The following is a 15038-nucleotide window of genomic DNA, read 5'->3' on the forward strand; positions in this document are numbered from 1 at the left end:
CACCCTACTGCCCTTCGCGATCACGGTGCCCTGGGCACGGCTCTTCCGCTACGCCCCACCGCCCACCGGGGACCTGGTGGCCTCGGCCGCGTCGCGCGCCGCGGCCTCGGTGTCCGGCACGAACTCGCCGAGGTCGCCGGTGTCGCCGAACCGCAGCAGCAGCGGCTGCTCGCCGTACCACAGGGCCGTGACGGACGCCGGGTGGGGCACGATCCGCTGGAAGAGGTCGAGGTGGAGGCCGAGCGCGTCGGCCACGATCGCCTTGATGTTGTCGCCGTGCGTGCACATCAGCCAGACGGCCCCCGGGCCGTGCTCGGCGGCGATCCTGGCGTCCCAGTCGCGGACGGCCGCCACCACCCGGGCCGACATGGCGCGCAGCGACTCGCCGCCGGGGAAGACGGCGGCGGACGGGTGCCGCCTGACGGTGGCCATCAGCGGCTCCTCGGCCAGTTCGGCCAGCTTCCGGTTGGTCCACTCGCCGTAGTCGCACTCGACGACCCGCTCCTCGGCGAACGCGGGCAGGCCCGGGCGGTCCGCGAGGAGCGGGGCGACGGTCTCGGCGCAGCGCTGCAGCGGGCTGTGCACGACGGCGGCCAGCGGGATGCCCGCCAGCCTGGCCGGGAGCGCGGCGGCCTGCGCCGAGCCGAACTCGTCGAGGCCGACGCCGGGCGCCCGGCCGGCGAGCAGCCCGGCGGAGTTGGCGGTGGTGCGGCCATGGCGCAGGAGCAGCAGGGTGGGCATGTGGCCAACCCTAAGGCAGCGCGCCGACGTCGGGGGCGGCCGACCGCGCCGACCGCACCGCCTCAGCCGAGGCCGGCGAGCTCCACCGCCTCGGCGGCGGTGCGCAGGGCGTGGAGCCGCTCGTCCAGGGTGGCGCCGCCGGGGAAGAAGGAGACGGTGGTGACCCCGGCCTCGGCGTAGGCCGTCATCCGGTCGGCGATCCGCTCGACGGGGCCGAGCAGCGCGGTGTCCTCGATGAGCTTGCGGGGCACGGCCGCCTCGGCGCCGGTCCGGTCCCCGGCGAGGTAGCGGTCCTGGATCTCGGCGGCCTCCTTCTCGTAGCCCATGCGCTGGGCGAGGTGGTGGTAGAAGTTCTTGCCGCGGCTGCCCATACCGCCGACGTAGAGGGCCGTGTACGGCCGGAACTCGTCGGCCAGCGCGTCCAGGTCGTCGCCGACGGCCAGCGGCACCGTGGGCACGACGTCGAAGCCCTCCATGGTGCGGCCGGCCTTGGCGCGGCCGGCCCGCAGGTGGCGCATGGAGATCTCCTCGGCGTGCTCGGGCGAGAAGAACAGCAGCAGGGCGCCGTCGGCGATCTCCCCGGTCTGGGCGAGGTTCCTGGGGCCGACGGCCGCGACGTAGACCGGGATGTGCTCCCGGACGGGGTGCACGATGAGCTTGACGGGCTTTCCGGCGCCGCCGGGCAGCGGCAGCGTCCAGTGGTCGCCCTGGTAGCTCAGCCGCTCGCGGGCCAGCACCTTGCGGACGATCTCGACGTACTCCCGGGTGCGGGCCAGCGGGTGGTCGAACCTGACGCCGTACCAGCCCTCGGAGACCTGCGGCCCTGAGACGCCGAGGCCGAGGCGGAACCGGCCGCCGGACAGCGAGTCGAGGGTCGCCGCGGTCATGGCGGTCATGGCGGGAGCGCGGCCCGGGATCTGGAAGATCGCGGAGCCGACGTCCATTCGCTCGGTGTGCGCCGCGACCCAGGTGAGCACGGTGGCGGCGTCCGAGCCGTACGCCTCGGCGGCCCAGGTGACCGCGTAGCCGAGCCGGTCGGCCTCGCGGACGATCGCGAGATTGTCGGCGTCCATCCCGGCTCCCCAGTAGCCGAGGTTGATTCCAAGCTTCATCCCCACTCCTCACGGACGGTACGGAATGTACTGGCGAGTAACTACCCGTCCCGCCGACTGTAACGGGGGCCACAAGTACGCTCAACACCCATGGATCACCGGCACCTGGGCCGCACCGGCCTGCGCGTCTCCCGGCTCGGACTCGGCACCCTCACCTGGGCGCGGGACATCGGCGAGCAGGACGCCTCGGAACTGCTCAAGACCTTCTGGGAGGCCGGCGGTTCGCTGGTGGACACGGCCGACGTCTACGCGGACGGTGCCGCCGAGTACCTCCTGGGCCGGCTGGTCGGCTCCGTGGTGCCGCGCGAGGACCTGGTGATCGCCACCAAGGCGGGCAGCGTTCCCGACCCCTACCGCAGGTTCGACGGCTCCCGCGGGCATCTGCTGGCCGCGCTCGACGCCTCGTTGGAGCGGCTCGGCACCGACCACGTCGACCTGTGGCAGCTGCACGCCTACGACCCGGTGACCCCGCTGGAGGAGACCCTGGGGGCCCTGGACATCGCGGTGCGCAGTGGGCGGGCGCGCTACGCCGGGGTGTCCGGCTTCTGCGGCTGGCAGCTGGCCAAGGCGGCCACCTGGCAGCTGGGTGCGCCGGGGGCGCGCGTCCGGTTGGCGAGCTCCCAGATGGAGTACTCGCTATTGCAGCGCGGGGTGGAGCGCGAGGTGCTGCCCGCGGCGCTCGACCTGGGGATCGCGCTGCTGCCGTCCTCGCCGCTGGGTCGCGGCGTGCTCACCGGCAAGTACCGGAAGGGGGCGTTGCCGGCGGACTCGCGGGGCGCGTCCGAGCAGTTGGCCCCCTTCGTCGCGCCGTATCTGGACGAGGCCGCGAGCCGGATCGTGGACGCCGTGTCGATAGCCGCGGACGGCCTGGCCGTGACGCCGTTGCAGGTGGCGCTCGCCTGGGTGCGGGACCGGCCGGGGGTGGCGGCGCCGATCGTCGGGGCGCGCACGGCGCGGCAGCTCAGCGCGGCGTTGTCAGTGGAGGACCTTAGCCTTCCCCAGGAGATCTGCCAGGCGTTGGACGACGTCTCGGCTCCTGAGCACCACTACCCCGACCACGACTGGAGCTCGCTGTGACCGCACCGAACAACTCCCCGGCCGAGAAACCGGTGGCCGAGCGGCTGCGGGAGGCCGTGCGGGCGGTGGAGAGCGGCGAGCGCTCGGCCGACTCCTTCTTCACCCGGCCCACGCCGCCGCCCAGGCCACGGCCAGCGGCGCCCAAGGCGCCGGTACCCGGCGCGGCCGGGGAGCGGGCGCCGGCTCCGGTGTCGGTGCCCGAGGGGCTGCCCGCGCTGCTCGCCGCCGGCGGCGCGCCCGAATCGCTGGCCGGCCGGGTGGCCGCGGCCCTCGGGGAGGGTGCGGAGCGGGAGTTGCGGGACGATCCGTGGCGGCTGCTCGCGGTCGAGGGGGTGCGCCCCGAGCAGGCGGACGGCTTCGCCAGGGCGCTGCTCGGCGCCGACTCCACCCCGGAGGACGAGCGCAGGACGCGCGCGCTGACCGGCTGGCTGCTGGAGCGGGCGGCCCTGACCGGGCACACCGCGCTCCCGATGGAGGCGGTGGCCGAGCGGCTCGCGGCGCACGGCGTGCCGGACCCGGAGGCGGCCGTCAGGGACGCGGTCGAGGCGGGCACGGTGCTCGCCTTCCAGGACCGCGAGGAGCGGCCGGCCGCCGGCCGGGGCGGGGACGACGAGGAGGAGCCGCAGGTCCGGGTGCTGCTCGGGCTCGACCGGTGCGCGTTGGCCGAGGAGAGCCTGGCCGACGGCCTCTCCCGGCTGCGCGGCACCTTCGGCGGCCCGGGCGACGCCGACTGGCCGGCCGCGGCCGGCGCCGCGCCGTCCCCTTCGGCCGGCGAGCTGGTCCGGGCGGTGGCCGACGCCGCGCTGGTGGCCCACACCGGCGGCGAGGCCGCCAGGGCCGAGCCGGCGGCGCTGGTCGCCGCGGCCCTGGAGCTCGGCCTTCGGGTGTGCGCCGCCTCCCACGTCCCGGCCGGCCGGCGTCAGTTGGTCGCGCTGCTGCCGGACGACGCGGCCGGCGCCTCGGTGACGGTGGCCGGGCTGCTGTCCGGCGCGGAGGGCCCGGAGCGGGACGCCGAGGGGCTGCTGCCGCTCGACCTGCTCGTGGTGCTCGACGCCGGTCAGCTCACGGCCGAGTCGGCGGCGTCCCTCGTCGAGTCCCTGCCGGACGGCGCCCGGCTGGTGCTCAGCGGCGACCCGCTGCTGCTCGGCCCCGCGGGGCCCGGCCGGGTGCTGGCCGACGTGCTGGCCGCCGGCTGCCCCCACGTCCGCTCCCGCACCCCCGACCCCGGGCCGGTCGGCGAGCTGGTCTCGGGGATCGGCGTCGGCGAGCTCGCGCAGGTGGCGGCCCCCGGCAACGAGGTGGTGATCGTGCCGGTGCGGGATCCGGGCGAGGCCGTGCACCGCGCGGTGCAGCTGGTCACCGACTCCATCCCCCGGGCGTTCGGTCTCGCGGCTGGCGAGGTCCAGGTGATCACCCCGGCCCACGGCGGCCCGGCGGGCACCAGGGCGCTGAACACGGCGCTGAAGGAGCGGCTCAACCCGGGCCCCGGCCGCTTCGACGGCTTCGATCCCGGCGACCGGGTGGCGCACTCGCCTGCCCCCGGGCGCACCAGGCTGGCCACCGTGGTCGAGGCGGACGCGGCCGGGCTGTGGCTGGAGGACCAGGACGGCAGGTTCCTCGTGGCCAGGCAGCTCCTGGCGGAGACGCTCAGGCACGGCTGGGCGATCACCGCCCACCAGGCGGCCGGCGGCCGCTGGCCGGCGGCCGTGGTGGTGGTCCCGGGCGACGCGGCCGGCGTCGTCGACCGGGCCTGGGTGTACACGGCCTTCGGCCGGGGCGCCTCGCACCTCTCGGTGGTCCAGGGCGCCGGGCCCGCGCTGGCCACCGCGGTGGCCGGGCCACCGCCGGGCCAGCCGACCACCCGCCTGCGCGCGCTGCTGCGCGAGCAGGCACCGCAGGCGCCCGTCGAGTAGCGGCGCGTCAGCCGACGCTGTCCAGGTCGTCCTCCTCGAACGCCTCACTGATATCGAAGCGGCAGACCACCCGCTCCGGATCCACCGAGTCGAAGGGGGCGGCCAGCCACTCCCCCGGCTCCGACGGCTCGTCGCCGGCGGTCACCCAGAGCGTGGCGTCCCCCTCCTCAAGGCCGAACTCCTTGTGCCGGGACGCCAGCTCGTCCGGGTCGAACTCGCCGAAGAGCACGCCGAGCGCCGGCTGCATGCCCCGCGCCGGCCCCTCGTCGGTGTCCGCGAAACCGAGGTCGCCGGCCTCCGGATCGAGGTCGGCCACCCGCTGGGCCTGGGCCAGCAGCCGCCTCGGGTCGACCACCGTGTAGTCCCGGCGGATGAAGACGCTCAGGGCCTCCGGCACCTCGGGGCCCTCATAGGGAACCCCGTTCTCGGTGCCTGGCACCTCGAACGGGGTCACCTCGTCATAGACGTCGTACAGCAGCTCGTCATACACCTCGCCCGCGGCGGCCAGCTCGTTGAACGCGGCGAACACCGCGGCGTCCGCGGCGGCCGCCTCGGGGGCCGCGGTGCGGCCTTCGATGGCGGCGAGGTGCCGGTCGATCGCCGCTTTGAGCGCGTCGGCGGCGGCGCGGACTTCGGCAGCGGTGGGCTGCACAGCATCAGACATGGTGCAGACGGTATCGGCATCCGGGGCTTGCCCGCACAATAGATTCGATGCCGGAATACGAGTTTCGCGATGTGTATGTTCCGCGGGGGGTCTCCCGTGCCGCCGCCACGCGCCTGCTGACCGAACACGCCGAGTACGGTCACTGGGAGCTGGCCCAACTCCGCCTGTACCCCGACGGCAGCCGCCAGGTTCGGCTGCGCCGGCGAATCATCCGCCAACTCCGCGCCACCTGGTAGGCGGCGCCGCCTCCCGTCCGCGCCATCCCCCACACACGAGAGGAGTGGGCCCCGTGTGACACGGAACCCACTCCTGACGGTTCACTCCGGACGGCTCGCCCGCCCGGAGGGGCCGGTCTCAGCCCCGGTGTGCCACCCGCGCCCGCCGGTAGAGCACGCCGCCGCCGAGCAGCAGCCCGCCGCCGACCGCGAGGATCGCGCCGAGCGGCAGCTCGCTGCCGGTCTCGGCCAGCTCACCCTCCGCCGCGCTCTCCTCCGCCGCGCTCTCCTCGGCCGGGGCCTCGGCCACCGAGCCCGCGGGCCGCGGCCCGGGCTCGGCGGTCTCGGGGTCGCCGGCCGTCGGGTCGTGCGGCGTCTGGCCCTCGGGCTCCTCGGAGCCCGGGCCCGGGTTGCCGGGCTGCCCCGGGTGACCCGGCTCGCCCGGGTGCTCGGGGCCCGGCTGCTCAGGGCCCTGCGGGTCGCGCGGCCGCTCCGGGCCGCCGCCCTCCTGGCACTCGTTGCCGAACACCGGGTTGAGCACGCCGACCACGTCCGCGCTGTTGCCGCAGACCTGGACCGGCACGTCCACCGGGACCTCGACGTTGTTGCCCGAGCCGACACCCGGTGAGTCGACCGCCGCAGCCCCGGCCTCCGCCCCGTCGCCGGCCTGGTGGCCGCCGTGCCCGCCGTGGGAGCCGCCCTCGGACACGCACTTGTTGCCGAACGCCGGATTGAGCACGCCGACCACGTTGATCGTGTTGCCGCAGACCTGGACCGGCACGTTGACCGGCACCTGGACGTTGTTGCCTGACGCCACCCCCGGTGAGCCGACGGCCGCCCCGGCGGCGTCGGAGTCCGCGAACGCGGTGCCGCCCGAGATCGCGAAGACCCCGCCGGCGGCGACCACGGTGAGCAGGCCCTTCTTTCTGACCTGACGCATCTGTCGTTTTCCCTGCCTCGTCGTGAGAGTGGGTCGCGGGGTGGGGGGATGAGGGCACCCACGACCGAACTACGGCCGGGCGGCCCCGGCGGCGCGATGCACGTGCCGCGGGACCGCCCGACCAGGCCCTCAAAGTGTGGGGCGAAGCATCACTTGATGGCGCAGAAGTTGCCGAACGCCGGGTTCAGGAGGCCGACGATGTCGATCGTGTTGCCACAGAGCTGAACCGCGAGGTCGATCGGCACCTGGATGTTGTTCCCGGAGATCACGCCGGGGGAGCCGATCGCGGCGGCGGCCGCGTCGGAGTCGGCCGAGGCGAGCCCCGCACCCGCCATGACCAGGCCGCCGGCGGCGGCCGCGGTGGCGACAACCTTCTTGATCATTATTTCCTCCTCGTTGACAACGCGGCCCCGGCCGGGGGCCGCACCGGTTGTAACGAGGCCCTCAGATCATGGGTACTCGCGGGCACGGACTTTCACCCACTCGGATGAGTTTCGTACCCGCGTCCGGTCTTTCGAGTCGGCGGTGTCAGCTCAGCACTGGTCGAGGAAACGGTCCAACACCCGGGCGCCGAACTTCAGTCCATCGACGGGCACCCGCTCGTCCACGCCGTGGAACATGCCGGCGAAGTCCAGCTCCGGGGGCAGCTTCAGCGGGGCGAAGCCGAAGCAGCGGATGCCCAGGTCGTCGAAGGACTTGGCGTCGGTGCCGCCGGACAGCATGTAGGGCACGGCCCGCGCGATCGGGTCCTCGGCCACCAGCGCGGACTGCATGGCCTCCACCAGGGCGCCGTCGAAGCTGGTCTCCACCGCCTTGTCGGAGTGCACGTCCTCGCGCCGCACCCGGGGGCCGAGGATCCGGTCGAGGTCGGCCAGGAACTCCTCCTCGAAGCCGGGCAGGAACCGCCCGTCCACGTGGGCGGTGGCCTGGCCGGGGATCACGTTGACCTTGTAGCCGGCGCCCAGCTGGGTCGGCGCCGCCGTGTTCTGCAGTGTGGCGCCGATGATCTTGGCGATGCCGCCGAGCTTGGCCAGCGTCTCGTCCATGTTCTCCGGGTCGAGCTCGGTGCCCAGGGCGTCCGAGAGTTCGTCGAGGAAGGAGCGGACGGTCTTGGTCACCCGCACCGGGAACTTGTGCCGGCCGAGGCGCGCCACGGCCTCGCACAGCTCGGTGATGGCGTTGTCGTCGTTGGTCATCGAGCCGTGGCCCGCGGTGCCGTCGACCGTGAGGCGCATCCAGTGCATGCCCTTCTCGGCCGTCTCGATCAGGTAGAGCCGCAGGTTCTCGTTGACGGTGAACGAGAAGCCGCCGACCTCGCTGATCGCCTCGGTGACGCCCTCGAACAAATCCGGGTGGTTGTCGACCAGGTGCCGGGCGCCGTAGACACCGCCGGCCTCCTCGTCGGCCAGGAACGCCACCACGACGTCCCGCGGCGGCTTCCGGCCGGAGCGCAGCCGGTCCCGCACCACGGCCAGCGTCATCGCGTCCATGTCCTTCATGTCCACCGCGCCCCGGCCCCAGACGCAGCCGTCGGCGATCTCGCCGGAGAACGGGTGGTGCGTCCAGTCGGCGGCGTTGGCCGGCACCACGTCGGTGTGCCCGTGGATGAGCAGCGCGGGGCGGGACGGGTCGTCGCCCTCGATCCGGGCCACGGTCGAGGCCCGCCCCGGGTGCGACTCGAAGATCCGCGGTTCCAGGCCCACCTCGGCCAGCTGCTCGGCCACGTACTCGGCGGCGGCCCGCTCGCCAGGACCTGAGTGGTCCCCGTAGTTGCTGGTGTCGATCCGGATCAGGTCGCGGCAGATGCCGACGACCTCGTCCTCGGCACGCTGTCCGGCTTCGGCACGGCCCTGGGTGGGGCTCGACTGGCTCACGCTGCCTCCTCCTGCGATGGGTGCCCCCATCCTGCCTCCACCCACGCGACCGGCCCAAGGCCGATCGCCTCCCGACTCCCGTGGAGATCACCAACGCCCGGACTTTGCTATGGTTTCCCACGTCGCCGCGCGCACCGCGCTCCGGTCGACACACACCCCGTCCGGGTGGCGGAATGGCAGACGCGCTAGCTTGAGGTGCTAGTGCCCGTTTAAGGGCGTGGGGGTTCAAGTCCCCCCTCGGACACATCAGTACGCGCACACCTGATAGTGCCGGTCGACTCTCGGCCGGCACCATCTGTGTTTCGTGGGCGTGGCGCCGGCCGGTCCCGGGAGGCGGGGTCAGCCCGCCGTGCCGTCGAGGATCCGGCTGTAGCGAAGGCGCAGTGCCCGCTCCGTGCTGGCCGCCACGGTGCCGAGCACCATCGCGATGTTGAGCCGGACCGGCGGATCGACGGGTGAGGTGAGGGTCCGGACGCGCTGGGCGACGGGTTCCACCTGGGTGATCGGTCCGACGATCCGCAGGACGAGGAGGGCCGCCTCGACGCCGTCGCCACTCATCGAGCATGCCCCGGCTCCCGTCTACTCGTTCGGTTCCGCCGGGCAGGCGAGGTCCCGCGCGGGGCGTCGGCCGGTGGTCAGGAACTCGGTCACCGCGTCGTTCGCGCAGGTGTTGGCGCCGAACGGGTAGACGCCGTGCCCGCCCTGGTCGGCCGTCACCATCGTGGCCCGGTCCCCCAGCGCCCGCCGCAGCTCCCTGGCGCCGGCCAGCGGCGTACCCGGGTCGCGTTCGTTCTGCGCCATGAGCACGTTCGACGGGCCCCGGTCGCCTATCTCCAGCGGCCGTTCTATGCCCTCGGTCGGCCAGAACGCGCACGGTCCGATGTTGGCCGAGGACCCGCCGAGCATCGGGTACCGCTGCCGGTCGTGCGCGACGTTCCGCTGGTACTCCCGGACCGTGTCAGGCCAGCGCGAGTCGGCGCAGATCACATGCATCCGGGCGGACATGGCGTTCTCCATGTTCGGCATCGGCGGGACGGGCGGCAGGGGTTGGTCCGTGTCCAGCGCCTGCCAGATCTCGGCGAGCTCGGGCATCGTCGCGTCGCTGTAGAGGCGGTCGAAGGTGACCCCGCGGAACCAGTTCCCGTCGACGCCCTGGACCGGCTCCTCGTCCAACCGCTCCACGAGCTCGAAGAACGTCGCGGTCACCTGCTCGGGAGTGGTGCCCAGACCGTACTCGGGGCGCGCTGCCGCGAACGCCGCGAAGTCCGGGAAGCGCTCCTCGAGACCGGGGGCGAACCTCCGCATGGCCGTCACGTCGTAGCCACCGGGGCCCAGGTTGCTGTCGAGCACGATCCGGTCGCCGCGCTCGGGGAACATCGTCGCGTACGCCGCGCCGAGGTAGGAGCCGTAGGAGCCGCCGAGGAAGGAGGCCCTCGGTTCGCCGAGCGCCGCCCTGATCCGTTCCATGTCGCGCACGGTGTTCGCGGTGGTGGTGTGCGGCAGCATCCACGCGGTGGACGAGGTGGCGCACTGCTCGGCGAGGGTCCGCGCGTACTCCGCCTCGCGCGTGACGTCGGCGGCGTCGCGCGCGTGGCGGAGGAAGGTCCCGCGCTGTTGCTGCTCCGGCGTCAGGTCGCAGGTCACCGGCGTGCTGTGACCGACACCGCGCGGGTCGAAGCCGATCACGTCGTAGGAGTCGAGCACCTCCTGCGGCAGTCCCACGTAGGCGAGCACGGCCGGGTAGCCGAGGGCCGAGATGCCGGGGCCGCCCGGGTTGGTCAGCAGCACGCCGCGGCGCCGCGACGGTTCGTCGCTCGCCAGCCGGGAGATGGCGATCTCGATCCGCCGGCCGTCCGGATCCCGGTAGTCCAGCGGGACGTCGAGCGTCGCGCACTCCAGGCGGGGCGAGTTCACCTCCTCGGGGCACGGGCCCCATGCCACGCTCTCCGGCCTCTCCGTCTCCGTCTCCGTCTCCGTCTCCGTGTCGAGGGTCGCCGCCGAGGCTGCCGGAACGGCGGTCGCCGCCATCGCCGTGGCGGCGAGGGCGAGGGAGGACAGGCTTCTGCGCATGTGGTGTTCTCCTCAGGGGTGTGCGGGGACGGGTAAGGGGCACCGCGGGAACCGAGTCTGTCCAGCGGCCGCCCCGGGCACATCGGCCCGGCGGCTCGAACCGGCTTCGCCCCGGGGCGAGGTGACGGTTCGACTTTCGTCGAAGGGAGGTCGTCCTCCGGTCTGATTCGCCGGCCGCGGCCGGCCGCGATACTGATCGGGTGAACACGGAGGTGGCGCCACGGCTCGGCGGGTGGCAGCAGGCGGGGAGGCTGGCGGCGGCCGCCGCCTTCGGCGTCCCCTTCTGGTTCGCCACCGGAGTGCTGCTGGCCCGGGAGCGGGCGACGGGGCCGGGATTCTGGTGGGAAGTCGGCGATCCGCTGGTCGCCCTGGGGTGTCTGACGGTGCTTACGCTGCGGCGGCGCTTCCCGCTCGCCGTCGCCGTCATGGTCGCGATCGCCTCCACCGCGTCGGCCCTCGCCACCGGCGCGGCGCTGCTGGCGCTCGGCTCGATCGCCGCCCGACGCCGCCCCCTGGAGATCGGCGTCGTGGTGCTGGCCCTCGTGGCCTCGTCGCAGTTCGCCCCCGGGCTCTACCCGGTGGCGGACCCGGCCGGCCCGTGGTGGCTCCTGCTCGCGTTGCCGACGCTGGCCGCCGGGGTCGCGGTGGCCGCGGGCGTGGCCGTCGGCGCGCGGCGCGCCGAGGTGCGGTCCCTGCGGGAGCGGGCGGAGGGCGCGGAACGGGAACAGGCAGCCCGGGCCGCTCAGGCGCGGGCGCTGGAGCGGAACCGGATCGCCCGCGAGATGCACGACGTGCTCGCGCACCGGATCTCGCTGGTCGCCCTGCAGGCCGGGGTGCTCGACCACCGCGGCGACCTCTCAGCCGAGGAGAACCGCGCGCTGGTCCGCAGTATCGCCGACAGCTCGCACCAGGCGCTGGAAGAACTACGGGACGTCCTCGGTGTGCTCCGCGCCGCCCCGGGCCGGCCGGAACCACCGCAGCCGTCCTTCGACCACGTTCCGGAGCTGGTGACCGACGCCCGCGCGTCCGGGATGGACGTCACGCTCGGCACCACCGTGACGGGCAAGCCGTCCGACGTCGTCGGCCGAACCTGCTACCGGATCGTCCAGGAGGGGCTGACCAACGCCGCCAAACACGCCCCCGGGGCAGCCGTGGACATCTCCGTCGACGGGGAGGCCGGCGGAGAACTGCGGGTCATCGTGCGCAACTCCCGGGCCACCACGGGAGCCGCGCCACCGCCGTCCTCGGGGTTCGGCCTGCTCGGCGTCGCCGAACGCCTCGCCCTCGCCGGCGGGGAGCTCGACCACCACCCGACGCCGGACAGCGGGTACGTCCTCACCGCACGCCTCCCCTGGCCGAGGCACACCGAAGAGAAGAGAGCGTGAGTGGAGAGCGAGCGGGAGCCGGTGCGCATCGTCATCGTCGACGACGACCAGTTGGTGCGGATGGCGCTGCGCCTCGTCATCGAGGGCGAACCGGACCTGATGGTGGTCGCCGAGGCGGCCGACGGGGACGCCGCGATCGGCGTGGTGGACGAGCGGCGGCCGGACGTCGTGCTGATGGACGTGCGGATGCCCGGCCGTGACGGGCTCAGTGCGACCCGGGAGATCCTGGCCCGCCCGGCGCCGCCGCGGGTGCTCGTGCTGACCACCTTCGACTCCGACGATCTGGTGCTCGGCGCGCTGCGCGCCGGAGCGCTCGGGTTCGTCCTCAAGGACACCCCGCCGGCGCGGATCGTCGACGCGGTGCGGGCGGTCGCGGAGGGGAATCCCGCGCTGTCCCCGGCCGCCACGGCACGGGTGATCGCGGCGGCCACCGGTCCTGGGTCGTCCGACGCCCGCGACGCGTCCCGCCGGGCCGCGCGGGAACGGCTGGCCGCGCTGAGCGAGCGAGAACGCGACACGGCTCGGGCCATCGCGGACGGCCTCGGCAATCCGGGGATCGCCGAGCGGCTGAGCATCAGCGTCGCGACCGTCAAGGCGCACACGGGCAACCTGTTCGCCAAGCTGGCGGTCGAGAACCGGGTGCAGATCGCGCTCCTGGTCCGCGACGCGGAGTAGCGCGCCCTGGTCCGGGCACGGGCCGGGAACCGGCCGGAGACGGCGCCGCGTGGCGCGTTCCGCCTCAGCCGTGGCTCGCCGCCCGGTCGTCACGCGGCGGTGGGGTGCTCGACCGGTCGGCGGTGGGTCGGCGTAGCCAGCGGGCGGCGGCCGCCGCGAGGGCGACGGTGATGCCGGCGCAGAGGAGGGCGACGGTGCCGAACGCCGAGGCGAAGGACTCGCGTGCCGCTGTCATGAGGGTGTCGGCCAGCTCGGGTGGCAGTGCCTCGGCGGCGCGTTCGGCCGCGGGGAGGCCGTCCTGGGCGGCGTCCCCCGCGGTGGGTTCGAGGTCGGCGGGCAGGCCGTCGGTGAGCCCGAAGCGGTACAGGGCGGTGAGGATCGTTCCCATGATCGCGATCCCGAGGGCGACGCCGAGCTCGCCGCTGGTCTCGGAGAGCGCGGCCGCCGAGCTGGCGCGCTCCTCAGGTGCGGAGGTGACGACCAGATCGGTCGTCAGGACCGTGGCCGGGCTCAGGCCGAGCACCGCGAGCGCGCCACCGACGACGACGATCCACAGTGGCCTCTCCGGCGTGGCCTGGGCGAGCACGAGATAGCCGGCGAGCGAGAGCGCCGCTCCGGCGACGATGACCGCGGCCGGGCTCCAGCGGCGCGCGAGGCCGGGGGCGGCCAGGGAGCCGGCGATCGCCGACAGCGCGATCGGCGCGGTCAGCAGCCCGGCCGGTAGCGGCGCGAGGCCGGCGACCGACTGGAGGAACCGCGGCACCAGGAAGTTCACCGCGGTGACGGTGAAGATGCCGACGGTCAGAACGAGCAGCGCCGTCCGGAACGCCCGGGAGCGGAACAGCGCGGGATCGACGAGCGGGTTGGCGATGCCGCGCTGACGACGGACGAAGACCGCGCCGGAGACGAGACCCACCGCCAGGACGCCCAGGATCGAGGGCTCGGGATCGACCGTGACCAGTTCCTTGACCGCGTAGACGACGGCGATCAGGGCGATGACGGAGAGCGCGACGCTGGGCGGATCGACCCTGGCCGGGGCGGGGTCCCGGCTCTCGGGCAGCAGGATCGGCCCGAGGGCGGTGGCGAGCAGCATCACCGGGACGGCGACGAGGAACACCGACCCCCACCAGAAGGCCTGTAGCAGCGCTCCACCGATCAGCGGGCCGACGGCGACCCCGACGGAGAACGTCGTCATCCAGACGGCGATCGCGAAGGTGCGCTGCTGGTCGTCGCGGAACATCGTGCGGATGAGGGCGAGCGTGGAAGGCATCAGCGTGGCGCCGGCGAAGCCCAACACCGCGCGCGCTCCGACGAACTCCTCCGGGGTGGTGGCCAGCGCCGCCCAGGTCGACGCCGCCGCGAAGGCGAGGCTGCCGATCAGCAGCAGCCGCCGCCGTCCGATGCGGTCTCCGACGGCGCCCATGGTGACCAGGAACCCGGCGATCACGAACCCGTAGACGTCGAGCGCCCACAACCACTGGGTGGGGCTGGGGTCCAGGTCGGCGCCGATGTGCGGCGCCGCGAGGAAGAGGACGCTGGCGTCCGTCGCGAGGACGAACAGCGGCAGTGCCAGCAGCGCGAGGCCCAGCCATTCGCGTCGTCCCGCGCGGGAACCAGGCTCGTTCAGGGGAGGTAACGGCATGCGCCGACGTTAACATACGATACGTATCGTATTCTAATCCTGGGCGAGAATGAGGGGCATGGCGGAGCGGATGACCACCGGAAGAGGGCTCGTCGGGCGTCCGCGCGACGCCCACATCGACACCGCCGTGCTCGACGCGGTCTCCGAACTGCTCGAGGAGTCGGGATACGGCGCGCTGGCGGTCGAGAAGGTGGCCCGGCACGCGGGGGTGAGCAAGACCGCGGTCTACCGGCGGTGGCCGACTCGGCAGCAGCTCGTCCTCGCCGAGCTCCAGCGGCGGCTCGGCGACGTGGGGCCGGTGGACACCGGATGCACGCTGTGCGACCTCAACGAGGCGCTGGGGATGATCGTGCGGACCTTCACCTGCATGGGACCCGAGTTCTTCAGCCCGCTCCTGGCGGACTGCTCAGCGGACCCCGCCCTGCGCCAGGAGTTCATGGACACCCTGTTCCAGCCACCGCGCGAGGCGGTGCGCACCACGCTCGCCCGCGCGGTGGCCCGGGGAGACCTCCGTGCGGACGCCGACCTCACCCTCGTGGTCGACTCGCTCGCCTCGCTCGTCCACTACCGCCTGCTGTTCGGGCACGCGCCGGTGAACGAGGCGGCCGTCGAACAGGCCATCGACACGCTTCTCGCCGGCGTCGCGCGGGACTTCGACGCTCTTCGGGCCCAGGCCGACGCGGAAGCGGACCACCGCGCCGAGCACCACCACCCGCGGCACCGCTGATCG

15 protein-coding genes and 1 tRNA gene are annotated in these 15038 nt (G+C 73.9%); 7 read left to right on the plus strand and 9 right to left on the minus strand.

Annotation, left to right across the window (positions count from 1 at the left end; all coding sequences use genetic code 11):
• Nucleotides 1–48: 48 nt before the first annotated feature.
• Nucleotides 49–741: an MSMEG_4193 family putative phosphomutase gene (locus ACYVPE_RS05415; protein ID WP_461032233.1), complete on the minus strand. Its 693-nt coding sequence runs from the start codon at nt 739–741 to the stop codon at nt 49–51.
• A 62-nt stretch (nt 742–803) separates the two neighbouring features.
• Nucleotides 804–1853 (minus strand): LLM class F420-dependent oxidoreductase, encoded by a 1050-nt coding sequence (locus tag ACYVPE_RS05420; protein WP_461032234.1) that lies wholly within the window; start codon nt 1851–1853, stop codon nt 804–806.
• Nucleotides 1854–1943: 90 nt separating this feature from the next.
• On the opposite strand from ACYVPE_RS05420, the gene ACYVPE_RS05425 reads away from it, so the two are divergent.
• On the plus strand, nt 1944–2930 hold the full coding sequence (locus ACYVPE_RS05425; protein ID WP_461032235.1) for an aldo/keto reductase: 987 nt from the start codon (nt 1944–1946) through the stop codon (nt 2928–2930).
• Nucleotides 2915–4843: a helix-hairpin-helix domain-containing protein gene (locus ACYVPE_RS05430; RefSeq protein ID WP_461032309.1), complete on the plus strand. Its 1929-nt coding sequence runs from the start codon at nt 2915–2917 to the stop codon at nt 4841–4843. The genes ACYVPE_RS05425 and ACYVPE_RS05430 overlap by 16 nt, the downstream gene beginning before the upstream one ends.
• 7 nt (nt 4844–4850) lie before the next feature.
• Here ACYVPE_RS05430 and ACYVPE_RS05435 read toward each other — a convergent pair whose 3' ends face one another.
• A complete protein-coding gene (locus ACYVPE_RS05435; RefSeq protein ID WP_461032236.1) occupies nt 4851–5507 on the minus strand; it encodes a hypothetical protein in 657 nt (218 codons plus the stop codon).
• Between the two features lie 47 nt (nt 5508–5554).
• Here ACYVPE_RS05435 and ACYVPE_RS05440 point away from each other — a divergent pair, with 47 nt between their 5' ends.
• Entirely contained in the window at nt 5555–5743 is a 189-nt protein-coding gene (locus ACYVPE_RS05440; protein WP_132816844.1) for a DUF5703 family protein, read from the plus strand.
• Between the two features lie 118 nt (nt 5744–5861).
• On the opposite strand, the gene ACYVPE_RS05445 is transcribed toward ACYVPE_RS05440, so the two are convergent.
• From ACYVPE_RS05445 to ACYVPE_RS05455, 3 genes are all read right to left on the minus strand, one after another.
• Nucleotides 5862–6662, minus strand: coding sequence for a chaplin (locus ACYVPE_RS05445; protein WP_461032237.1), 801 nt, complete (start codon nt 6660–6662; stop codon nt 5862–5864).
• Nucleotides 6663–6811: 149 nt separating this feature from the next.
• Nucleotides 6812–7045: a chaplin gene (locus ACYVPE_RS05450; protein WP_461032238.1), complete on the minus strand. Its 234-nt coding sequence runs from the start codon at nt 7043–7045 to the stop codon at nt 6812–6814.
• 150 nt (nt 7046–7195) lie between these two features.
• Nucleotides 7196–8566 (minus strand): M20/M25/M40 family metallo-hydrolase, encoded by a 1371-nt coding sequence (locus ACYVPE_RS05455; RefSeq protein ID WP_461032239.1) that lies wholly within the window; start codon nt 8564–8566, stop codon nt 7196–7198.
• Nucleotides 8567–8695: 129 nt separating this feature from the next.
• Here ACYVPE_RS05455 and ACYVPE_RS05460 point away from each other — a divergent pair.
• A tRNA-Leu gene (locus tag ACYVPE_RS05460) sits at nt 8696–8780 on the plus strand.
• A 95-nt stretch (nt 8781–8875) separates the two neighbouring features.
• Here the strand turns inward: ACYVPE_RS05460 and ACYVPE_RS05465 are convergent.
• A complete protein-coding gene (locus ACYVPE_RS05465; RefSeq protein WP_461032240.1) occupies nt 8876–9094 on the minus strand; it encodes a hypothetical protein in 219 nt (72 codons plus the stop codon).
• 21 nt (nt 9095–9115) lie between these two features.
• Nucleotides 9116–10606: an alpha/beta hydrolase gene (locus ACYVPE_RS05470; protein ID WP_461032241.1), complete on the minus strand. Its 1491-nt coding sequence runs from the start codon at nt 10604–10606 to the stop codon at nt 9116–9118.
• A gap of 200 nt (nt 10607–10806) precedes the next feature.
• Between ACYVPE_RS05470 and ACYVPE_RS05475 the strand changes: the two genes are divergently transcribed.
• Complete coding sequence (locus ACYVPE_RS05475) at nt 10807–11991, plus strand: sensor histidine kinase (protein ID WP_461032242.1); 1185 nt, start codon at nt 10807–10809, stop codon at nt 11989–11991.
• Nucleotides 11992–12666, plus strand: coding sequence for a response regulator transcription factor (locus ACYVPE_RS05480; protein ID WP_461032243.1), 675 nt, complete (start codon nt 11992–11994; stop codon nt 12664–12666). It begins immediately after the preceding gene.
• Between the two features lie 64 nt (nt 12667–12730).
• Here ACYVPE_RS05480 and ACYVPE_RS05485 read toward each other — a convergent pair whose 3' ends face one another.
• Nucleotides 12731–14308: an MFS transporter gene (locus ACYVPE_RS05485; RefSeq protein ID WP_461032244.1), complete on the minus strand. Its 1578-nt coding sequence runs from the start codon at nt 14306–14308 to the stop codon at nt 12731–12733.
• Nucleotides 14309–14366: 58 nt separating this feature from the next.
• Here ACYVPE_RS05485 and ACYVPE_RS05490 point away from each other — a divergent pair, with 58 nt between their 5' ends.
• Nucleotides 14367–15035, plus strand: coding sequence for a TetR/AcrR family transcriptional regulator (locus tag ACYVPE_RS05490; protein ID WP_461032245.1), 669 nt, complete (start codon nt 14367–14369; stop codon nt 15033–15035).
• Nucleotides 15036–15038: the final 3 nt, after the last annotated feature.

The organism is Streptomyces mayteni, assembly GCF_054783955.1.